17 protein-coding genes are annotated in these 20,687 nt (G+C 68.5%); 8 read left to right on the top strand and 9 right to left on the bottom strand.

Annotation, left to right across the window (positions count from 1 at the left end):
• The first annotated feature begins 4 nt into the window (after positions 1–4).
• Positions 5–469, top strand: a complete 465-nt coding sequence (locus ACZZZF_RS02320; protein ID WP_056278808.1) for a DUF3093 domain-containing protein — start codon at positions 5–7, stop codon at positions 467–469.
• A 114-nt stretch (positions 470–583) separates the two neighbouring features.
• Here the strand turns inward: ACZZZF_RS02320 and ACZZZF_RS02315 are convergent, their stop codons facing one another.
• Positions 584–877, bottom strand: a complete 294-nt coding sequence (locus ACZZZF_RS02315; protein ID WP_042540214.1) for a DUF4193 domain-containing protein — start codon at positions 875–877, stop codon at positions 584–586.
• A gap of 196 nt (positions 878–1,073) precedes the next feature.
• Between ACZZZF_RS02315 and sepH the strand changes: the two genes are divergently transcribed.
• Positions 1,074–2,108, top strand: a complete 1,035-nt coding sequence (gene sepH, locus ACZZZF_RS02310) for a septation protein SepH (protein WP_053096248.1) — start codon at positions 1,074–1,076, stop codon at positions 2,106–2,108.
• A gap of 27 nt (positions 2,109–2,135) precedes the next feature.
• On the opposite strand, the gene ACZZZF_RS02305 is transcribed toward sepH, so the two are convergent.
• The gene (locus tag ACZZZF_RS02305) at positions 2,136–3,257 is read right to left on the bottom strand and encodes an alkaline phosphatase family protein (protein WP_463496931.1); all 1,122 of its coding nucleotides are present in this window, start codon (positions 3,255–3,257) and stop codon (positions 2,136–2,138) included.
• Positions 3,258–3,316: 59 nt separating this feature from the next.
• On the opposite strand from ACZZZF_RS02305, the gene ACZZZF_RS02300 reads away from it, so the two are divergent.
• The gene (locus ACZZZF_RS02300) at positions 3,317–5,758 is read left to right on the top strand and encodes a DNA gyrase/topoisomerase IV subunit A (RefSeq protein WP_082297818.1); all 2,442 of its coding nucleotides are present in this window, start codon (positions 3,317–3,319) and stop codon (positions 5,756–5,758) included.
• Positions 5,759–5,845: 87 nt separating this feature from the next.
• On the opposite strand, the gene ACZZZF_RS02295 is transcribed toward ACZZZF_RS02300, so the two are convergent.
• The gene (locus ACZZZF_RS02295) at positions 5,846–7,948 is read right to left on the bottom strand and encodes a DNA gyrase/topoisomerase IV subunit B (RefSeq protein WP_082297819.1); all 2,103 of its coding nucleotides are present in this window, start codon (positions 7,946–7,948) and stop codon (positions 5,846–5,848) included.
• A gap of 182 nt (positions 7,949–8,130) precedes the next feature.
• Here ACZZZF_RS02295 and ACZZZF_RS02290 point away from each other — a divergent pair, with 182 nt between their 5' ends.
• A complete protein-coding gene (locus tag ACZZZF_RS02290) occupies positions 8,131–8,343 on the top strand; it encodes a DUF7455 domain-containing protein (protein WP_042540282.1) in 213 nt (70 codons plus the stop codon).
• Positions 8,344–8,397: 54 nt separating this feature from the next.
• Here the strand turns inward: ACZZZF_RS02290 and ACZZZF_RS02285 are convergent, their stop codons facing one another.
• On the bottom strand, positions 8,398–9,438 hold the full coding sequence (locus tag ACZZZF_RS02285; RefSeq protein WP_463496928.1) for an alanine racemase: 1,041 nt from the start codon (positions 9,436–9,438) through the stop codon (positions 8,398–8,400).
• Positions 9,435–10,142 carry an alanine racemase gene (locus ACZZZF_RS02280; protein WP_230101208.1) on the bottom strand — a complete coding sequence of 236 codons (708 nt, stop codon included), beginning with the start codon at positions 10,140–10,142 and terminating at the stop codon, positions 9,435–9,437. Before ACZZZF_RS02280 ends, ACZZZF_RS02285 begins: the two co-directional genes overlap by 4 nt.
• Before the next feature lie 79 nt (positions 10,143–10,221).
• Here ACZZZF_RS02280 and ACZZZF_RS02275 point away from each other — a divergent pair, with 79 nt between their 5' ends.
• Entirely contained in the window at positions 10,222–11,238 is a 1,017-nt protein-coding gene (locus tag ACZZZF_RS02275) for a sugar-transfer associated ATP-grasp domain-containing protein (protein ID WP_053096256.1), read from the top strand.
• Between the two features lie 75 nt (positions 11,239–11,313).
• On the opposite strand, the gene ACZZZF_RS02270 is transcribed toward ACZZZF_RS02275, so the two are convergent.
• The 3 genes from ACZZZF_RS02270 to ACZZZF_RS02260 form a co-directional block, all read right to left on the bottom strand.
• On the bottom strand, positions 11,314–12,006 hold the full coding sequence (locus ACZZZF_RS02270; RefSeq protein ID WP_053096259.1) for a coenzyme F420-0:L-glutamate ligase: 693 nt from the start codon (positions 12,004–12,006) through the stop codon (positions 11,314–11,316).
• Positions 12,006–13,238 carry an RNA polymerase sigma factor gene (locus tag ACZZZF_RS02265; RefSeq protein WP_053096261.1) on the bottom strand — a complete coding sequence of 411 codons (1,233 nt, stop codon included), beginning with the start codon at positions 13,236–13,238 and terminating at the stop codon, positions 12,006–12,008. Before ACZZZF_RS02265 ends, ACZZZF_RS02270 begins: the two co-directional genes overlap by 1 nt.
• Positions 13,239–13,405: 167 nt before the next feature.
• Positions 13,406–14,347, bottom strand: coding sequence for a proteasome assembly chaperone family protein (locus ACZZZF_RS02260; RefSeq protein ID WP_053096264.1), 942 nt, complete (start codon positions 14,345–14,347; stop codon positions 13,406–13,408).
• 103 nt (positions 14,348–14,450) lie between these two features.
• Here ACZZZF_RS02260 and ACZZZF_RS02255 point away from each other — a divergent pair, with 103 nt between their 5' ends.
• The 3 genes from ACZZZF_RS02255 (at position 14,451) to sucB (ending at position 19,166) form a co-directional block, all read left to right on the top strand.
• A complete protein-coding gene (locus tag ACZZZF_RS02255; RefSeq protein ID WP_463496925.1) occupies positions 14,451–15,926 on the top strand; it encodes a leucyl aminopeptidase in 1,476 nt (491 codons plus the stop codon).
• Positions 15,927–15,928: 2 nt separating this feature from the next.
• Positions 15,929–17,302: a dihydrolipoyl dehydrogenase gene (lpdA, locus tag ACZZZF_RS02250; protein WP_463496923.1), complete on the top strand. Its 1,374-nt coding sequence runs from the start codon at positions 15,929–15,931 to the stop codon at positions 17,300–17,302.
• Positions 17,303–17,369: 67 nt separating this feature from the next.
• Entirely contained in the window at positions 17,370–19,166 is a 1,797-nt protein-coding gene (gene sucB, locus ACZZZF_RS02245) for a 2-oxoglutarate dehydrogenase, E2 component, dihydrolipoamide succinyltransferase (RefSeq protein ID WP_463496921.1), read from the top strand.
• Positions 19,167–19,174: 8 nt separating this feature from the next.
• On the opposite strand, the gene ACZZZF_RS02240 is transcribed toward sucB, so the two are convergent.
• Positions 19,175–20,677, bottom strand: coding sequence for a hypothetical protein (locus tag ACZZZF_RS02240; RefSeq protein ID WP_463496919.1), 1,503 nt, complete (start codon positions 20,675–20,677; stop codon positions 19,175–19,177).
• Between the last annotated feature and the right edge of the window lie 10 nt (positions 20,678–20,687).

Below are 20,687 nucleotides of genomic sequence, written 5' to 3'. Positions count from 1 at the left end.
GCTAATGCAGAACATCGCTCCTGACGCGCGGATCCACTACCGCGAGAGACTGTCCCCCAGCCTGTGGCTGCTGGTGACGGTCGCTCTGGCGGGCCCCATGGTGGCGCTCATCTTCGTGCCCGTCGGCTCGACCATCGCCCTGGTCGTCGGCGCAGCGGTCTCGGCTCTCCTCGTGATCGCCTTCCTCGCACTCGCCCCGCCCGTCTCGGTCGACGGCGATGTGCTGCGGGCCGGTCGAGCGCATATCGACGTCCGACACCTCGGCACACCACGGGCGCTGAACGGCGAAGAGGCGCGCCAGGCTCGAGGACCGGGGCTCCCGGCGCGAGGCTGGCATCTGATCCGGGGCGGGGTCGACGGAATCGTCGTCGTTCCGAACATCGACCCCGACGATCCCGTCGACACCTGGACCATCTCGTCGCGCACGCCCGATCGGCTGGCCGCCGCGATCGTTGCGGCCCAGCGCTGACCACGCCGCCCGCCTGAGCACGTTGCGGGATCGATCACGCCGCTCAAGGCCGGAAAGACGACGCGCCCCTGACCAAGCGGTCGGGGGCGCGTGAGATCTCGCTCTATGGTGCGCTCAGGCGGCGCACTCCTTGCAGATGGGGCCGGATGCGCCCTCGTGGTCGAGCTGAGAACGGTGCTTCACGAGGAAGCAGTTCATGCAGGTGAACTCGTCCTGCTGCGCGGGCAGCACGACGACATCGAGCTCGAGGTCGGAGAGATCCGCTCCCGGGAGGTCGAAGCTGGACGGGTTGTCCGCGTCTTCGTCTCCCGATGAGCCGGAGAGCTTGTCCGGCACACGCTCCTTGAGGGCTTCGATCGACTCGGAGTCGTCTTCACTCTTGCGGGGAGCGTCGTAGTCGGTTGCCATGTGGTAAATCTCCACTTTCATGCGAGTGGGTGGTGCGCCGTCGGGGTAATCGGCGGCCATAGTTTGCATGACCGCGGAGGAATAAGCAAATGCCCGCGGCTGCGACAGACCAAACTCACGGCACGCCCAGACTATTCCCGGTTCTGAGCGGCCCCGCGTGACACCATGAACGCACACCCATCAGAGGGGCATTCGCATGGAAAACGTCACCATCGTCGGCACAGAAGCAGGACTGCTCGTACTCGCGACCGAGTCGGGCGAGCGGTTCGCGCTGCCCATCGACGACGTCCTGCACCGAGAGATCCGTCGGGCGACGCGACAGAGCGAGCCGGCTGCTCAGCGTCTCGCGGCGAGCCCGCGCGACATCCAGGCTCAGATCCGCGCCGGTCTCACGGCGCCCGAGGTCGCGGCCCTCCTCGGCATCGGCGTCGACGACGTCATCCGCTTCGAAGGACCCGTTCTCGCCGAGCGCGAGCACGTCATCGGCCAGGCGCTCGCCGTACCCGTCCTGATCGGCAGCGATGTCGAGCCCGACGCTCAGCCGACTTTCGGCACCGCGATCCGAGCCAAGCTGTCAGAGGTCGAGGCCTCTGCCGAGCGCTGGGCGAGCTGGAAGGACGAGAGCGGCTGGATCATCAAGCTCGAGTTCACCGCCAACGAGGTCGAGCACGACGCTCGCTGGAGCTTCGACCCCCGCCGCAGCGCCCTCGCACCGCTCAACGCCGATGCGACCCAGCTGTCTCGCCAGGGCTCGCTGCCGGACGGACTCATCCCGCGACTGCGCGCCGTCGAGGCCGAGCGGCAGGCATCGCCCTACAAGGACGACAGCCGTTTCGACTCCGGCGCATTCGGGCCACGTCTGCTCCCGGCGCCCGAAGCCGAGGTCGACGACAGCATCGCCCCAGAGCGCTCGATGGCAGCGGCGCAGGACGCCGCGATCAAGCGCGCACCGGAGTCCGCGACGACGAGCCCCGAGACCGCCGACCTGCTCGAGGCGTTGCGACGCCGGCGGGGTCAGCGCGAGACCGCACCGATCCTCGACGAGCCGGACGACGAGAACACGGACCAGAGTCCGATCGCGCTGTTCGACGCCTTCGAGAGCGTTCCTGCGGAGAGTGACGAGCCGGAGCCCGCACCGGAGCCCGCGAACGAGGGCAACGGTCGCCGTCGACGCCGCAACGCGATGCCGTCGTGGGACGAGATCGTCTTCGGGGCCCGCACCGACGAGTAGACCGGCACCCGGCACGAGTGCGAGGACTCAGCGCGCGAAGGCTCCGAACCTGAGCAGCGGAACCTGACGCTCCTCCGGAGTCAGTCCCCCGTGCTGCCCGATCATTCCACGGCCGCGCTGGTCTGCAGCCGTGCCGTCGTAGACGGCACCGTTGCCCCGGGCCACGACGAGGACATCGCCGATCCGCGACGAGGCCGCCTCGGTCACCTTCGGGCCGAACAACCCCGTCGCGATCGCCTGATCCCGGGTTCCGACATCAGCGACGCCGTCGAGGTCACGAACCCACCGCTCGGCGACCGCAGATGCGTCGGCATCCGGTTCGACATAGACGTGCAGCATCCGCGGTTCCCCACCGAGATGGCGAACTCCCTCGAGGTGCTCTGCCTCGAGAACGATCTGCCGGTGTGCCGGCACGTCGAGCATGCCGTGGTCCGACGTCACGAGCACACCGACACCCGGCGGCACACGTCGTGAGAGCGCGGCGTCGATCTCCTCGAGCGCGGCGATCCAGTGCGCGGAGTCGAGGCCGTATCTGTGCCCCGCCTTATCGGCCTCGGGCAGGTAGCAGTAGACGAGCGAGCCCGGGTGGCGCTCCGCGAGGTCGTATGCGGCCTCCACTCGCTCGGCGGGTGTCTGGGCGGCGACGAAGTCGGCACCGCGCAGCGTCGCACGGGTGAACCCGCTCCCCGCGTACGCCGCGACGCCGACGGCGAAGGTCGGACGACCCTCTGACCTGGCGCGCTCGAAGACCGTCGGAGCCGCCTGCCACGTCGCCGGATCGAGACCTTCCGATTCCCAGCCCGTGAGCTGGTTGACCAGCACGTCCCTGTCGGGATCGAGGACCCGGTAGCCGACCAGTCCATGCTGGCCGGGCCATGTGCCCGTGAGGATGCTGGTGAGAGCCGCCGCGGTGGTCGACGGGAAGACCGAATGGGCGACATCCTTCTTCGCCATGCCGGCGGTGAGCGCTCTGGCGTGGCCGGCATGGGCGCGCAGACTGATGGCGCCGAGGCCGTCGATGAGCACGAGGACGACGGACTCAGCCCGCGGCAGGGTCGCGGACTCACCGCGCAGAGCGGCGAACACGTCGTCCGCCACCCCGACGACGCTCCGGGCTGCCGGCGACTCGGACGGTAGAATGAGGGACATCCGAGCCAGTCTGACACAGGCTCCCGTACGCCCTCAGCCTCGCACCATTCAGGATGCCCATGCCGAAGACCCCGCCTGCCGAGCTCGCCCCTGAGCGCATCCAGGACATCGATCTCGAGACAGAGATGCAGGGTTCCTTCCTCGAGTACGCCTACTCGGTGATCTACTCGCGGGCTCTGCCCGACGCTCGCGACGGCCTGAAGCCCGTGCAGCGACGAATCCTGTATCAGATGGCCGAGATGGGCCTCCGTCCCGACCGCGGTCACGTCAAGAGCGCCCGCGTCGTGGGCGAGGTCATGGGAAAGCTGCACCCGCACGGCGACTCGGCGATCTACGACGCCCTCGTGCGCCTCGCCCAGGAGTGGGCGCTGCGCGTGCCGCTGGTCGACGGACACGGCAACTTCGGCTCGCTCGACGACGGTCCCGCGGCTGCGCGCTACACCGAGGCGCGTCTCGCCTCCCCCGCGATGGCGCTCACCGAGAACCTCGACGAGGACGTCGTCGATTTCATCCCGAACTACGACGGCCAGTTCCAGCAGCCGTCCGTGCTGCCCGCGGCTTTCCCGAACCTGCTCGTCAACGGAGCGAGCGGTATCGCCGTCGGCATGGCGACCAACATGGCACCGCACAACCTGATCGAGGTCGTCGCCGCCGCCACCCACCTGCTCGAGAATCCCGACGCGACGACCGAAGAGCTCATGGAGTTCGTCCCCGGACCGGACTTCCCCTCGGGCGGCATCCTGATGGGTCTCGACGGAGTCAAGGACGCATACGCGACCGGACGCGGCGCATTGAAGGTGCGCGGCAAGGTGTCGGTCGAGCCACTCGGCCCGCGGCGTACCGGCATCGTCGTATCCGAGCTGCCGTACATGGTCGGGCCGGAGCGACTGATCGAGAAGATCCGTGACGCCGTCCAGTCGAAGAAGCTGCAGGGCATCAGCGACGTGACCGACCTCACCGACCGCAACCACGGCCTGCGCGTCGCGATCGGCATCAAGACCGGGTTCGACCCCAACGCCGTCCTCGAGCAGCTCTACCGGCTCACGCCTCTCGAGGATTCCTTCAGCATCAACAATGTGGCTCTGGTCGACGGCCAGCCGCGCACCCTCGGGCTCAAGGAGATGCTGCGCGTCTATGTCGCGCACCGGCTCGAGGTCATCACGCGCCGCAGCCGCTATCGCCTCGCTCGCCGCGAAGAGCGTCTGCATCTCGTCGAGGGGCTCCTCATCGCGATCCTCGACATCGACGAGGTCATCCAGGTCATCCGCTCCTCCGACGACTCCGAGCAGGCGCGCGCACGACTGCGGTCCGTCTTCGACCTCAGCGAACTGCAGGCGGAGTACATCCTCGAGCTGCGCCTGCGGCGTCTGACGAAGTTCTCGCGCATCGAGCTCGAGACCGAGCGCGACGCGCTGCTCGCCGAGATCGCCAGACTCCGCGATCTCCTGTCGAGTGAGGCCCTGCTGCGCGCAGTGGTCGCACAGGAGTTGGATGCCGCAGCCGAGGCCTACGGCACTCCTCGCCGTACGCTCCTGATGAACGCCGCGCCCCCGAAGCCGCGCGCGACGAAGGGGGCCGTCGACCTGCAGATCGCCGATGCTCCCACCGTGCTCGTGCTGTCGACCACCGGACGCGCCGTGCGCGTGGACCTCGCCGAGGGGCAGGAGCTCACGCTGCCGGCCCGACGAAGCAAGCACGACGCGATCCTGACCACCGTCGACACGACGGTGCGCGCGGAGATCGGTGCGCTGACGACGGAAGGGCGCGTGCTGCGCTTCTCCCCCGTCGATCTGCCGTCGGTACCGTCGTCTTCCGTGCAGCTCGCGGCAGGCGCGCCGCTGCGCGACTACCTCGGGATCACAACCCGCGGAGAGCGGATCCTCGCGTTCGTGCGCTTCGACAGCGATGTCCCGATCGCCCTGGGCACGGCCCAGGGCACAGTCAAGCGGATCGTTCCCTCCACGCTCCCCGTGCGTCCCGACCTCGAGGTCATCGGCATGAAGCCCGGCGACACGGTCGTGGGTGCTGTCGAGGCTCAGGATGACGCAGACCTCGTGTTCGTGACCACGGATGCCCAGCTGCTGCGCTTCTCGGCCTCAGCCGTGCGCCCGCAGGGAGCGCCAGCCGGCGGTATGGCGGGCATGAAGCTGGGGGCCGGCGCGTCCGTGCTGTTCTTCGGCGCTGTCACTCCGGATGCCGATGCCGTCGTCGCCACGGTCTCCGGTTCCGACAGCAGCCTGCCCGGTACCGAACCGGGACGTGCCAAGGTGACCTCGTTCGCGGAGTATCCCTCGAAGGGCCGAGCGACCGGCGGAGTCCGTGCCCACGCCTTCCTGAAGGGCGAGGACCGCCTCATGGTCGCCTGGGTCGGGCCGAGCCCGGCGCAGGCCGTCGATCCGACGGGTGCGGTGCGCAAGCTCCCCGAACCCGGCGCACGACGCGACGCATCGGGTCAGCCGGTGGACGGCGTGATCGGGAGCATCGGCCGCACTCTGGTCTGAGCTCTGTTCCACGCCGCTTGCCGAACGCCCACCGCGACGCGCTGCTCGATGTCTACCGCGCGGCTCTGGCGCTGAGGCGCTGAACGATCAGGCGTCGATCGATTCCCGGGAGAGGCGATCGGACGAATCGATGATGAACTCACGTCGAGGCGCGACCTCGTTGCCCATCAGCAGCTCGAACACGCGACCCGCCGCCTCGGCATCCTCCATGCGCACCCGGCGCAGCAGGCGGCCGCCGCGTTCCATGGTGGTCGTGGCGAGCTGCTCCGCGTCCATCTCGCCGAGTCCCTTGTAACGCTGAATCGGCTCGTGCCACCGCTTGCCCGACTTGCGGAGCTTGGCGAGAAGGGCGTGCATCTCCTGCTCGCTGTAGGTGTAGATGGTCTCGTTGGGCTTGGAGCCCGGATTCATCACGATCACGCGGTGCAGCGGCGGCACCGCGGCGAACACGCGGCCATGCTCGATGAGCGGCCGCATGTAGCGATAGAACAGCGTGAGCAGGAGCGTGCGGATGTGCGCGCCGTCGACATCGGCGTCGCTCATCAGGATGACCTTGCCGTACCGCGCGGCGTCGATGTCGAAGCTGCGGCCGGAGCCCGCACCGATCACCTGGATGATCGATGCGCACTCGGCGTTCGACAGCATGTCGCCGACCGACGCCTTCTGGACGTTGAGGATCTTTCCGCGAATGGGCAGCAGCGCCTGGAACTCGCTGTTCCGTGCGTTCTTCGCTGTGCCGAGCGCGGAGTCTCCCTCGACGATGAACAGCTCGCTGCGCTCCACCTCGTTCGTGCGGCAGTCGACCAGCTTGGTCGGAAGGGTCGAGGACTCGAGCGCGTTCTTTCGGCGCTGGGTCTCCTTGTGGGCACGAGCGGAGACTCGTGCCTTCATCTCCGCGACCACCTTGTCGAGCAGCTGCGTCGACTGGCTCTTGTCGTCGCGCTTCGTCGAGCTGAATCGGGCGCCGAGATCCTTCCGGAGCACCTGGGCCACGATCTGACGCACGGCCGGGGTGCCGAGGATCTCCTTCGTCTGGCCCTCGAACTGCGGCTCGGGGACGTTCACCGTGAGCACCGCGGTGAGCCCGGCGAGGACGTCGTCCTTCTCGAGCTTGTCGTTGCTGCCGACCTTCAATCGACGTGCGTTCTGCTCGACCTGCGAGCGCAGCACCTTGAGCAGCTCCTGCTCGAAGCCCTGCTGGTGGGTGCCGCCCTTGGGGGTCGCGATGATGTTGACGAACGACCGCGTGGTCGTGTCGTAGCCGGTGCCCCACCGCATCGCGATGTCGACGGCGCAGACGCGCTCGACCTCTGTGGCGATCATGTGGCCGTCGGCCTGCAGCACCGGCACTGTCTCTTTGAACGTGCCTTCGCCCTGGATGCGCCAGGTGTCGGTGACGGGAGCGTCGTTCGCGAGGTACTCGACGAACTCCGAGATGCCGCCGTCGTACCGGTAGGACGTCTCGATCGGCTGGCCCTCGACCTCGGCGCCGTTGGCCGCGCGCTCGTCGCGGATCACGAGTTCCAGCCCTGGGACGAGGAACGCCGTCTGACGTGCGCGAGTCACCAGGTCGTTGAGCTGGAACGCGGCATCCTTCGTGAAGATCTGGTGATCAGCCCAATAGCGGATACGTGTTCCGCTCGTGCCGCGCGGCGCCTTGCCGACGACCCGCAGCTCGCTCTTGTCCTGGAACGGGGTGAACGGAGCGTCCGGCCGCTTCTCACCCTTGTCGGCGAAGAGTCCGGGCTCGCCGCGATGGAACGACATGGCATAGGTCTTGCCACCTCGGTCTACCTCGACGTCGAGCCGCTCCGAGAGGGCGTTCACCACAGAGGCGCCCACACCGTGCAGACCACCGGATGCCGCGTAAGAGCCTCCACCGAACTTGCCGCCGGCATGCAGCTTCGTGAAGACGACCTCGACGCCGGTGAGACCGGTGCGCGGTTCGACGTCGACGGGGATGCCGCGACCGCGGTCGTGGACCTCGACACTGCCGTCCTCATGCAGGATGATGTCGATCTTCGAGCCGTTGCCCGCGACGGCCTCGTCGACGGCGTTGTCGATGATCTCCCAGAGGCAGTGCATCAGGCCCGGGGATCCGTTCGAGCCGATGTACATACCTGGGCGCTTGCGGACGGCCTCGAGCCCTTCGAGCACCTGGAGATGATGGGCGGAATACTCGGCGGTCACAATCTCCGAGTCTATTCGCGATGCCTCTCCACCAGCCGCAGACACTCCCCGGGAGCCCTCAGTACGGCACCCGCGCGTACGCGCTGAGCGAAACACGCCGCAAACCGGGCATGCACACAGCCCCAGCGTGGTTGTATTGAACACGCCCAGCCAGCGAACCCGACACTCAAGGAGGCCCCGAGATGAACGCAACGACCGAACGTGAGACCTCCGCCGTCGAGTTCCGCCTGACCGCCATGGATCGCTGTGATTCATGTGGCGCTCAGGCCTACATCGCCGCCGAGGTCAACGGATCCGAGCTCCTGTTCTGCGCCCACCACGGTCGCAAGTACGAAGAGAAGCTCCGCAGCATCGCAACGAGCTGGCACGACGAGACCGCACGACTGATCGACTGATCGATCGCGGTTCGATCCGCCTCGGAGCCCGTCATCAGACGGGCTCCGCCTTCGTTAAGGGGTGGTGACCCGGCGCACGCGGCTCGTGAGCCGGGTGAGGATCTCCTCGCCGACGGAGTCGACGCGCTCGGCGAGGGTCGTCGCACTCGCTTCTCCGTGCTCGCCCGCGCCGAACAGCCAGACCGAGTCGCCGATCTGCATCCCCGGCCACCCCTGGACCAGCGACGTCGTCTCGTCGATCCGCAGCAGCTCGCGAGATCCGCCCGGGGTGCCCACGTCTGCTCCTGCGAGAGTGGACGGGATGCCGTCGAACGACCCGACGCCGACCTGAGCGTTCCCGTCCGAGATCTTCCGGACCGTCGCCGTGAGCTCGGCCACCGGCGTGACACCCGGCAGGTCGGGTCCCTCCGCCGAGCGGACGCCGTAGCAGAACGCCCCGATCCGAGACAGCGAGCCGCGGAGCTCCGGCCGCCACCAGGACGCAGCGGATGCCGTCAGGTGCAGCGCCTCGGGCGTCGGTCCGGACTGCTCCACGACACGGACGGCATCGAGGAACAGGGCCTGAGCATCGTCGTCCTCGTCGTCGCTCGCCTCGGCGAGATGGCTCCAGATCCCGGCGAGCTCGAGGTGTCCCGCCGCTTCACCCGCGCGCACATCGGCGACGGTGCGCTCCCACTCGGCCGGGAGCAGACCGTTGCGATGCAGCCCCGTGTCGATCTTGAGGTGGATACGTGCCCGCGCGCCGGCATGCGCAGCCCTGGCGGTGATGCGCGCCAGGTACTCCGCCGATCCGACGCCGAGGTCGATGTCGGCGCGCAGCGCGTCGTCGATCTCCTCGTCCGTCGAGGTGACCCACGCGAAGATCCGACCGGTGTCGCCGAGCACGCGTCGTGCTTCGACCCCGCTTCGGACGTCGTATGACCCGTACCACTCGACGCCCGTGTCCTTCGCCGCCTCGACGGCCCACCGGAGTCCGTGACCGTACGCGTCGTCCTTGAGGACGACCATGAGCTCCGACGGGGCGATGCGATCGCGGACCGCGCGGATGTTCGCTCGGAACAGGTCGGTGTCGATCCGCAGCTCCGGCCGACTCATGCCTCCCACCCCCGCTCCGCGTGTGCACCCGCGACGGTGACGAGCTCGGCGATCGTGAGTCCGGTGACGGCGCTCCATCGGGCGAGCCCGGGAGCGGCCGGCCCGCGACCTCCGAAGTAGGTGGCCTCGGCGCCCACGGTGACGGCGGCGGATCCCTGCAGATCGATCACGCACACATCCATCGCGACACGCCCGATGATCGGGCGCTGCACACCGTCGATCTCCACGTGGGCGGCATTGCCCAGCGCGCGCACGATCCCCTGGGCGTAGCCGCCGGTGATGAGTGCGGCCGTCGTGTCATGGGCCACTCGATGGGTGTAGCCGTAGGAGACCGCGTCTCCGGCCCTGAGCGGCTTCGTGGAAAGCACTCTGCCGACGAGCCGCATGACCGGCCTCGCGCTCAGTGCTCCCTCCGCATCGGGGAGCCCGTAGAGCAGGAAGGGGTCGATATCCGGCGCGCCGGTCGTCACGGCGTCGATGCCTTCGAGAGCCAGGGCCTCGACCTCCTCGGCATGGTCGACCAGCACGGCCTCCGCACCGGCGGCGACCACCGCGTGTGCGACGGAGAGCACCCCATGCCCCCAGGCATCGCGGCGGAGGTCGGCGACGCGTCCCCCTGCATCGACGGCGGCAGCGGATGCGACCGCGAGCGCCGACCGCGAGATCATCGCGCGCGGGCGGGAGCTGGATGTCTTCTCACACACGTTTCCAGCCTAGCTCCGCCTTCTCAGGATGCTCCACGCACCCACCGTAGACTGGAGGGGACCCCGAACTTGGAGATCCATGTCACGCTTTTCCCTCGCGCCCCGCGTCCGCTATCTGCTGGCGCGTGCTCGCCGCATCGACGTCGCCTCGGTCATCGAGAGGGCCAAAGAGGCGTCTTCTCAGCACGGCAAGGCCGTTCCCCTCGTGGTCGTCGACATGCTGTGGTCAGCGGGCCGCCACAACGTCGGGTTCCAGGACTACATCGACTACGACTTCGCGATCCTCACCAAGGCGGAGCGCGACACGTTCATGACCCACCCCGTGTCGAACGAGATCTCGCAGAAGTACGACCACCCCGACTATCGGCACCTGTTCCATGACAAGGCAGAGTTCAACGCCGTCTTCGATGCCTTCCTCAAGAGGGAGTGGATGCTCATCACGCAGGGCAACGCGGACGAGCTGCGTTCATTCACCGAGCGCCAGGGCACGATCGTCGTGAAGGAGACGCACGGCCAGGCGGGCACGGGTGTCCACCGCTACCACGCCGCCGACGTGACCGACTGGGATGCGTTCCACGCCGAGCTGCTCTCGAAGAAGCAGGTCCTCGTCGAAGAGGTCATCCGCCAGCACGCCGACCTCGCGGCCGTGTGCCCCGGCACCGTGAACACCACCCGCATCACCGCATTCTTCGATGGCGAGAAGACGCACATCCTCGCGATGGCCCAGAAGTTCGGACGCGGAGCGGTGAGCGACCAGATGAGCTTCGGCGGCTTCTACACGATGCTCGACGAGAACGGTCACTCTGTGGGATCCGGATACGACTCTCACGGCCACGTGCACGTCACGCACCCGGACTCCGGCTTCCCGATCGCCGACTTCCAGCTGCCGATGATGGACGAGGTCCGCGAGTTCGTCGATCAGGTCGCGCGCGTCGTACCGCAGATCCAGTACGTCGGCTGGGATGTCGTGGTCACGCCTGACGGTCCGGTGCTCGTCGAGGGCAACTGGGGCGCCGGCGTGTACGAGAACAAGCCGAGCGTCACCGGGATCCGCACAGGGCACAAGCCGCGCTACCAGGCCGCGATCGGGTTCTGACCGCGGCAGGCATGAAGAAGGGCCCGGATGCTGAGCATCCGGGCCCTTCTTGCTGAGGCGTCGATCACGCGGAGGTCAGACCTCGCGGACGATCCCCATCGGGGTCGACTGCGTCGCCTGGCCGAGAGGATTGTCGCCCAGGATCTGGACGAGCCGACGCTCCCCCGCCTTGTCGAGCGTCGAGCCGAGGATGTTGCCGCCGATGTCGTTGATGTCGACGACGGCGACCTCGAGGTCGCCGCCGAGCATCTTCTTCAGACGGAGGGCCACCTCACGCGGGTTCTTCGGTCCGAGGACGACCGCCTGGTTGTACGGCGGGATCGTGTTCTTCGTCGGGCCGTCGATGGCGCGTGCCTTGTCACCTGCGATGCGGTAGAAGTCACCGCGGCGCCCGAAGGCCTTGGTGATCACCGAGACGCCGGCTGCGAAGAGGATCCGCAGGGTGCCGCATTCGCGCAAGGCCATCTCCATCGTCTCGGGCATGCCGAGACCGATGCCGTAGGAGGTGCGGACGACGTATCGCGACAGGAAGCGCGCAAGCGGACGGGGCGTGATCTCGTCGAGCCGGTACGACCGGCCCTGCGTGATCGCCACGATCTTCTCGGTCACGAACAGCAGGTCACCGGGCTGAACAGCTTCCTTCGCGTACTCCAGGACGACGGAGTCGAGGTCGTCGTTCGGCATGACGACGCGCGTCCGCAGCGGGATGCGCGCGTAGTTCTTGCCGTCGACGCTCGCCTCGAGCGCCTTGCCTTCGTTCGCCTGCATCACTCGAGGTAGTCCCGCAGCGACTGCGAGCGGCTCGGGTGGCGGAGCTTCGCCATCGTCTTCGACTCGATCTGACGGATGCGCTCACGCGTCACGCCGAACGTGTCACCGATCTGGTCGAGGGTCTTGGGCTGTCCGTCGCCGAGTCCGAAGCGCATCCGGATGACACCGGCCTCACGCTCGGAGAGCGAGTCGAGCAGCTGCTCCAGCTGACGCTGCAGCATCGTGAAGCCCACGGCATCCGCGGGGACCACTGCCTCGGTGTCCTCGATGAGGTCACCGAACTCGCTGTCGCCGTCCTCACCGAGAGGCGTGTGCAGGGAGATCGGCTCTCGGCCGTACTTCTGCACCTCGACGACCTTCTCGGGCGTCATGTCCAGCTCGCGGCTGAGCTCTTCGGGCGTGGGCTCACGGCCCAGGTCCTGCAGCATCTGGCGCTGCACGCGGGCGAGCTTGTTGATGACCTCGACCATGTGCACGGGGATGCGGATGGTGCGGGCCTGGTCTGCCATCGCGCGGGTGATCGCCTGACGGATCCACCAGGTGGCGTACGTCGAGAACTTGAAGCCCTTGGTGTAGTCGAATTTCTCGACGGCGCGGATCAGACCGAGGTTGCCCTCCTGGATCAGGTCCAGGAACTGCATGCCGCGGCCGGTGTAGCGCTTGGCGAGCGAGACGACGAGGCGGAGGTTCGCACCGAGCAGGTGGCTCTTCGCGCGCTGACCGTCGCGGGCGACCCACTGCAGGTCGAGCCCGAGCTGGCTGGCCTTCTCGGCGGCCGTCATCGTGGAGAGCTTCTCCTCGGCGAACAGGCCGGCCTCGATGCGCATCGCGAGCTCGACCTCTTCGGCCGCGTTCAGCAGGGCGACCTTTCCGATCTGCTTCAGGTAGTCCTTGACAGGGTCGGCGGTCGCACCGGTGATCTGGGTGGAGTAGACGGGCACGTCTTCGTCGTCGTTCGACGAGATGACGATCGCTCCCGTGGGCAGAGGCTCGGTGAACTTCGGCTTGGAGTCCTCATCGTCCTCATCGGGCTCTGCGGCGGGAGGAGTCTCGTCGTCTTCGACGATGTCATCGGCCTTCTTCTTCTTCGCGGGCGCGCGCTTGGCAGCGGCACGCTGCGCGGCGGTTTTGGGCGCCGGCTTCTCAGCGGCCTCCTCGACCGGAGCATCGACCTCGGGAGCGTCGGCGGTCTTCTTCGTCCGGGTCTTCTTCGTCGTGGCAGGAGTCACGTTTCGCCTTTCACGGGGCCGCTCGCAGGCCCCGGAGCATTTCGGACACTAGTAAGACCCTTGTCAAGTCCAATCTCCGGAAAGATCGATTGACAACGGGTCAGAGTCCTAGTATCGCACACGTGTGGGCATGCAGGTGCAATCCGCCCAAGTTCGCTCGCTCGATGTCAGCCGCGACCCGGCTTGTCCTCGTCGCCGCTGGGGCGCGAGGCGAGGTAGCGCTCGAGTTCTGCGGCGAGCTCGTCCGCGCTCGGCAGGTCGCGCTCGTTGAATCCGCCCTCGTCGTACGACCCGTCCTCAGGATCACGACCGGCCATATACGCGTCGTAGCGGCGCTCGAGCCCCTGCACCATCTGCTGCAGCTCATCGTTGCCCAGCACCTGGTCGTCGACGCGCGTGAGGTAGTCCTGGCGGCGCTCCTGCACCTCGTCGAGCAGGATGACCAGGCCCGTGGCGGCCATCAGCTTCTCGGCTGCCGCGATCACGGCGTCGGGGTTCTCGGTCTCGGCGAGGTAGTGCGGCACGAGCAGCACGAACCCGACGACGCGCTCGCCGTGCTCCGCGAAGCGGAATTCGAGGAGATGCCCCGCAGTGGCCGGCACCTGGGTGCGCGGGCGCCATACCGAGTGAGCCACGGTGAGCTCACGGCGGTTGCCGCTCACCGTCGTGCCGATGGGGCGGGTGTGCGGGACCGGCATCGCGATCGAGTGCACCCAGTTGAGTCCGGAGACCTCGAATTCGTCGGCGAGCTCGAGCACGGTGCGCGCGAACTCGTTCCAGGCGAAGTCCGGCTCGTAACCGGCGAGGAGGAGGAACTTCTGGCCGAGGGCGTCGGTCGCCAGCGAGAGCTCCAGCCGGGCAGGACGGAACTCGGTCAGGTGATCCTGGTCGAAGGAGATCACCGGGCGGCGGGCGCGGTAGTCCAGCAGCACGTCGTTGTCGAAGACGGCGATCGGCTCGGGCGACGTCGTCTCGCGAAGGTGCTCGATGAGCCCGGAGACGGCGCTGCCTGCGTCGGTGAAACCCGTCAGGAGCAGGACAAGGGGCAGTCCGCGCGGCACGACCGGTGCGTTCGCTACACGTTCATGGATCTCTCCGGAGAAGGGCATGAGTCAATGCTACGAGCAGCTTCGGACGGCCGGGCGGTGACCTTCAAGCTGAGAGCGAACACCCGCTCGGCACCCGGGCGCGCGACCCTCCTAGGATGGAGGTATGACGCTTCCCGCGCTCTCGCGCACCTCAGATCAGTTCCCAGGAAGCGCTGCAGACGCCGCAGTGCTCGTCATCCCCGAGATCTCGGACTCCGCAGAGTCGCTGACCGGCTACCCCGGACTCGCCGACTCCCTGCAGGCCGTCGGCCACACCGGCTCGGCCTCGTCGTTCACGCGGGCCTACGCCCCCGAGGTCACGACCCTGCCGTTCGCCGTCGTCGGCGTGGGCCGTGAGCCCGATGCCTCCGCCGTGCGCAACGCCGTAGGCGCAGCCCTCCGGTCTCTGACCGGCTTCGAGACGGTCTCGGTGGCCCTGGCTCCCGGTCTCGAGCAGTTCGCGGCCGCCGCCGCAGAGGGCGCCGTGCTCGGCGGCTACCGGTTCGACGGCTACCGCAAGGAGTCGGGCAAGACCCGCGCGTCTTCCGTCCTGCTGCATGCCGACCTCGACGAGTCCGCACTCTCCAGGTCCATCGCCGTCGGCGAGGCGATGGCCCTCATCAAGGATCTCGTGTTCGTCCCGGCCGAGTGGCAGAGCCCGGCCCAGCTCGCACAGAGCGCAGCCGACAGCGTCGACGGGCTGGCGGATGTCTCGGTGGAGATCCTCGACGAGAAGTCGCTCGCCGAACAGGGCTTCGGCGGTATCCTCGGCGTCGCGCAGGGCTCCGACAGGCCGCCGCGCCTCGTCCGTCTCGACTACGCACCCGCGAACGCCACACGTCACATCGCACTCGTCGGCAAGGGGATCACGTTCGACACCGGTGGGCTGTCGCTCAAGCCGGCGGCCTCGATGGTCGGCATGAAGTTCGACATGGCCGGTGCCGCGACGAGCGTCGCAGCACTGCGGGCGATCGCCGCTCTCGCCCTGCCCGTGCACGTCACCGCTTGGCTCTGCATCACCGACAACATGCCGTCAGGTCGTGCATTGCGTCCGGGAGACGTCATCCGCATCCTCGACGGCACGACCGTCGAGGTTCCGAACACGGATGCAGAGGGGCGCCTGGTCATGGCCGACGGTCTCGTCGCGGCCAGCCGCGAGAACCCCGACGTCATCATCGACGTCGCGACTCTCACCGGAGCGATCGTGATGGCTCTCGGGCACCGCCACACCGGCGTGTTCGGTGACGACGACGCCGTCGCGGAGTTCCTCGCCGCCGCCGACGCCGCCGATGAGCTCGCGTGGCACATGCCGCTCCCGGCCTACATGGAGGACTCGCTGGACTCCCCCATCGCCGACATGCAGAACGCCAACATGAGCGATCGGATGGGTGGGGCGTCGTACGCCGGCCTCTTCCTGCGCCGCTTCGTCGGCCGGGTCTCCGACGAGCAGGACGCCCCGCGCATCCCGTGGGTGCACCTCGACATCGCCGGCTCCGGCGAGCACAACGGCGCACCGTACGGCTTCACCGACAAGGGCCCCACCGGAGCGATGGTCCGGTCGATCATCGCGTTCGCCGAAGCATCCCACAAGGAGGCATGACCATGACCACGCACACCTTCGACATCGTCGTCCTGGGCGGAGGCAGCGGCGGGTACGCCGCTGCTCTGCGTGCGAGCGAGCTCGGCAAGTCCGTCGCGCTCATCGAGAAGGACAAGGTCGGCGGCACCTGCCTGCACCGCGGCTGCATCCCGACGAAGGCGCTGCTGCACGCGGCCGAGGTCGCCGAGCATGTGCGAGACGCCGCCCACGTCGGCATCTCCGCGACCCTCGACGGAATCGACCCCGCCGGGGTGCGCGCATACCGCGAGGGGATCGTCGCGAAGAAGTACAAGGGCCTCGAGGGCCTGGTGAAGGCCCGCGGCATCACGACCGTCGCCGGCTTCGGTCGCCTGAACGCCGACCGGTCGGTGAGCGTGGGCGACGACGTCTACGTCGGCGCCGATGTCATCCTCGCCACCGGCTCGTACAGCCGGACCCTCCCGGGACTCGAGATCGGCGGGCGGATCCTCACCAGCGAACAGGCGCTGTCGCTCGACGTGATCCCCGAGCGCGTGCTCGTGCTCGGCGGCGGCGTGATCGGCGTGGAGTTCGCCAGCGTCTGGCGTTCGTTCGGCACCGAGGTCACCATCATCGAAGCGCTGCCGCACCTGGTGCCCAACGAGGACATCGCGATGAGCAAGGGCCTCGAACGGGCGTTCCGCCGCCGCGGCATCCAGTACTCCCTCGGAATCCGCTACCAGAGCGCCACGCAGGACGACAGCTCGGTGACCGTCACGCTGGAGGACGGCAAGGAGTTCACCGCCGACTACCTTCTCGTGGCGGTCGGACGAGGTCCGGTCACGGCCGACCTCGGCTTCGAAGAGGCCGGCGTGACTCTCGATCGTGGTTTCGTCACGGTCGATCAGGACCTGCGCACCGGTGTGCCCGGGCTCTGGGCCGTCGGAGACATCACGCCCGGTCTGCAGCTCGCTCACCGCGGTTTCCAGCAGGGCATCGCCGTCGCGGAACGCATCGCCGGCCTCTCCCCCGCGCACGTCCCCCACATCCAGATCCCGAAGGTCACGTACTCGAGCCCCGAGGTCGCCTCGGTCGGCGTCACGGAGGAGGCTGCCGTCGCCGAGCACGGCGCCGATGCTGTCGTGGCGTACGAGTACAACCTCGCCGGCAACGGCAAGAGCGAGATCATCGGCACAGCCGGCCTCGTGAAGGTGGTCCGACTCAAGGACGGGCCGGTCATCGGTGTCCATCTGCTCGGCGACCGAGTGGGCGAGCTCATCACCGAGGGCCAGCTGGCCGTCGCGTGGGAGGCCCACCCCGAGGACATCGCCCCCCTGATCCATGCGCATCCCACACAGAGCGAGGCGCTCGGTGAAGCCTTCCTCGCGCTCGCCGGAAAGCCGCTGCACGCCCTCTGAACACCAACCGGTGAACAGTTCACTAAGCTAGACACGCGTCATTTAACTTCCTGAAGGAGACTCAGTCATGAGCACATCCGTCGTCCTCCCCCCTCTCGGCGAGAGCGTCACAGAGGGTACCGTCACCCGCTGGCTCAAGCAGGTGGGAGACACCGTTCAGGCGGATGAGGGCCTGCTCGAGATCTCGACCGACAAGGTCGACACCGAGATCCCCTCGCCCGTCACCGGTGTGATCGAGGAGATCCTCGTCGCCGAGGACGAGACCGTCGAGGTCGGCGCGCTGCTCGCGCGTATCGGCGACGGCAGCGCCGCTGCTCCTGCCGAGGATGCTCCTGCAGCCGCAGCGCCGGCCGCGGAGGAGGCGCCTCAGGCTGCCGCACCGCAGGCCGAGGCCCCCTCGGAGCCCGCTCCTGCTGCCGAAGCTGCGCCCGCTGCCGCGGCTGCCCCGGCCGCTGCCCCCGCAGGCGACGCCACGGACATCGTCCTCCCCGAACTCGGCGAGAGTGTGACCGAAGGCACCGTCACCCGCTGGCTCAAGCAGATCGGCGACACCGTCGAGGTCGACGAGGCACTGCTGGAGATCTCGACCGACAAGGTCGACACCGAGATCCCCTCGCCCGTCGCCGGCGTGCTGCAGGAGATCGTCGCCGCCGAAGACGAGACCGTCGAGGTCGGCGCTGTGCTTGCTCGTGTCGGTTCTGGAGCAGCTCCCGCCGCCGCACCGGCTGCGCAGGCTCCGGCCGCCGAGGCTCCTGCCGCTCCCACCGAGACTCCCGCATCTGCGGCAGAGGCGCCTGCTGCTCCCGCGGCAGAAGCCCCCGTGCAGCAGGCTCCGGCAAGCGAGGGTGCGTCCGCACCTGTCGCCCCCGCCCCGCCGGCATCGCCGTCCGAGCCCGCGCCCGCGGCGGCATCGGCTCCGGCTCCGGCCGAGCAGAAGCTGTCCCTCCCGACCGAGAGCGACAACCTGTACGTGACCCCGCTCGTGCGCCGTCTGGCTTCGCAGCAGGGCGTCGACCTGGCCAGTGTCACCGGTACCGGCGTCGGCGGACGCATCCGTAAGGAAGATGTGCTCAAGGCCGCAGAGAGCGCGTCGGCGGCACCCGCCGCTGCGGCCGCCCCTGCTGCGCCCGCTCCGCTCGAGGTCTCGCCGTTGCGTGGCACCACGCAGCCGATGTCGCGCCTGCGCAAGGTTCTGGCCAAGCGCGCCGTCGAGTCGATGCAGCAGACCGCACAGCTCACGACGGTCGTCGAGGTCGATGTGACCGCTCTGGCGGAGTACCGCGACAGCGTCAAGGCGTCTTTCCTCGAGAAGACGGGCGACAAGCTGTCGTTCCTGCCGTTCTTCGCCCTCGCTGCCGCTGAGGCTCTGCGCGCCTTCCCGATCGTGAACGCCACGGTCGACGGCGAGCAGATCGTCTACCCCGAGTCCGAGAACGTCTCGATCGCCGTGGACACCGAGCGCGGTCTGCTCACGCCGGTGCTGCGCGACGCCGCGTCGAAGAACATCGCCGAGATCGCGCATGAGATCGCCGACCTCGCGGCACGCACGCGCGACAACAAGCTGAAGCCCGACGAGCTCGCCGGCGGCACGTTCACGCTGACCAACACGGGTTCGCGTGGCGCGCTGTTCGACACTCCGGTCGTCTTCCTGCCGCAGTCGGCGATTCTCGGCACCGGAACGGTCGTCAAGCGCCCCGGTCTCGTCAAGGTCGGCGGCGCAGACGCGATCGCCGTCCGCTCGTACGTGTACCTCGCTCTCTCGTACGACCACCGCATCATCGACGGAGCAGACGCCGCTCGCTTCCTCGGTGCTGTGAAGGCCCGCCTCGAGTCGGCGCAGTTCGCCGCTCAGCTCGGAGCCTGACCACCGCATCATCCTGGCTGGTCCGCGACGTCGTACACGTCGCGGACCAGCCATTTCTCTGCCACCCGGACGAGTACGACCATGCGCTCCCCGGCCGCGGACTCCGCACCGTCCTCTTCCCCTCCCGACGCAGAAGCTCGGATCACGGCGACATCCCCGTACTCGTCCACGGGTTCGAGCTGTAGCACTCCCTCACCTCCCGCCAATGCGTCCGCGACCCCGATGGACCCCTGAGCGACCGCTTCGGCGCAGACCGCGTCGTCGTTCGCCGCGCAGGTCCTGATCGCGTCGATGAGGTGGTGCGCCGCCTCGACCGGATCCTCCGGATCGGCTCGCTCGGGCGGTGATCCCTTCGGGGACTCGTCCGGCGTCGGTTCGGGTGCCGTCGGCGTCGCCGCCGGTGACGGATCGGCGGACGCAGAGTCGATCTGCTCCGCGTCCTGAGCGCTCGTCGGCACCGCCGCGGCACCCCCGTCGCCCGGTTCCCCTGTCGCGCCTCCCGGCCAGAGGAGTCCGCCGGCGAGCACCGCTACGGCCGCAGCCGCTGCGACGATCGCCCTCCGCCCACGTCGCACGGGGGTTCGGACGCCCGCTGTGGGGGCCTCCACACTGCTGTCGACGCGGGCGGCGCGTGCTCGATCCGCGTCTCTCCGATGCCGGCGCGCGACCACGAAGAGCATCGCGCCCCGCCAGAGGTCGAGGCGCCGCAGCAAGGGCGCGACGACGCGAGACGTCACAGCGCGCACGCGGCTATCCGCCATGGGTCGAGTGGCACGAGTTCTCACCCGACTTCGCGCGTCGGGTCGCACGACCGCTGCGCGGATCGCTGCGTCCGCACTTCTTGCCAGCTCAGGCGCATGCACATCGCGTCTCAGCGGTTTCGGCGCCGCGGTGTCGAACAGGTCCGCCTCCCACCCCTCGAGCTGTCGCATCGGCATCCCCGGCCGTCCTGTGGCAGCGCTCAGCCCTTCCTCGATCGTGACGAGCAGGCGACCGAGTGCGCGGTCGACGCAGTCCTCGCGAATCCGCGCGACGAGACCCGCCGCTGCCGTCCGTGCCGTCTCGCCTGCGCCGATCACGAAAGTCGGTCGCCCGTCATCCGTGAGCCACCAGCCACCCGTGTGTTCGTGCTCGTCGGTCCGTCCGAGCTCGCCCAGACCTCGCAGGATGCTGGCGACCAGGGTCGTCATCTCCCCGGAGCCGAGCGCGACGTCGGCTGCCGCGCGACGACCGACGAACGTCGCGACCCTCTCGGTGCACCATGGGAGCAGCGCGTCGTGCCCGTCGGCGCGCCGCACGATGTCGAGCGGCCCCGCGACGTGGTCGTCACCGGCGTGGTCCCACCCAGCCCACCCGCTGATCGAGGCGGAGTCCACCAGAACGGCCATCGCCGCGCCTCGGGTGACCAGCGTTCCCGTGTACGGCCCCTCGTCCGCGTCGATCCTCCTGATCGTCCGATGCGCACCGGGCACCAGTGCCGCACCGCTCGCCTTCGTTTCCGTCTCCGCCATTCCCCCATGT

This window comes from Microbacterium sp. AC215 (genome assembly GCF_979258645.1).
This window is presented reverse-complemented; position numbering and strand designations above follow the sequence as displayed.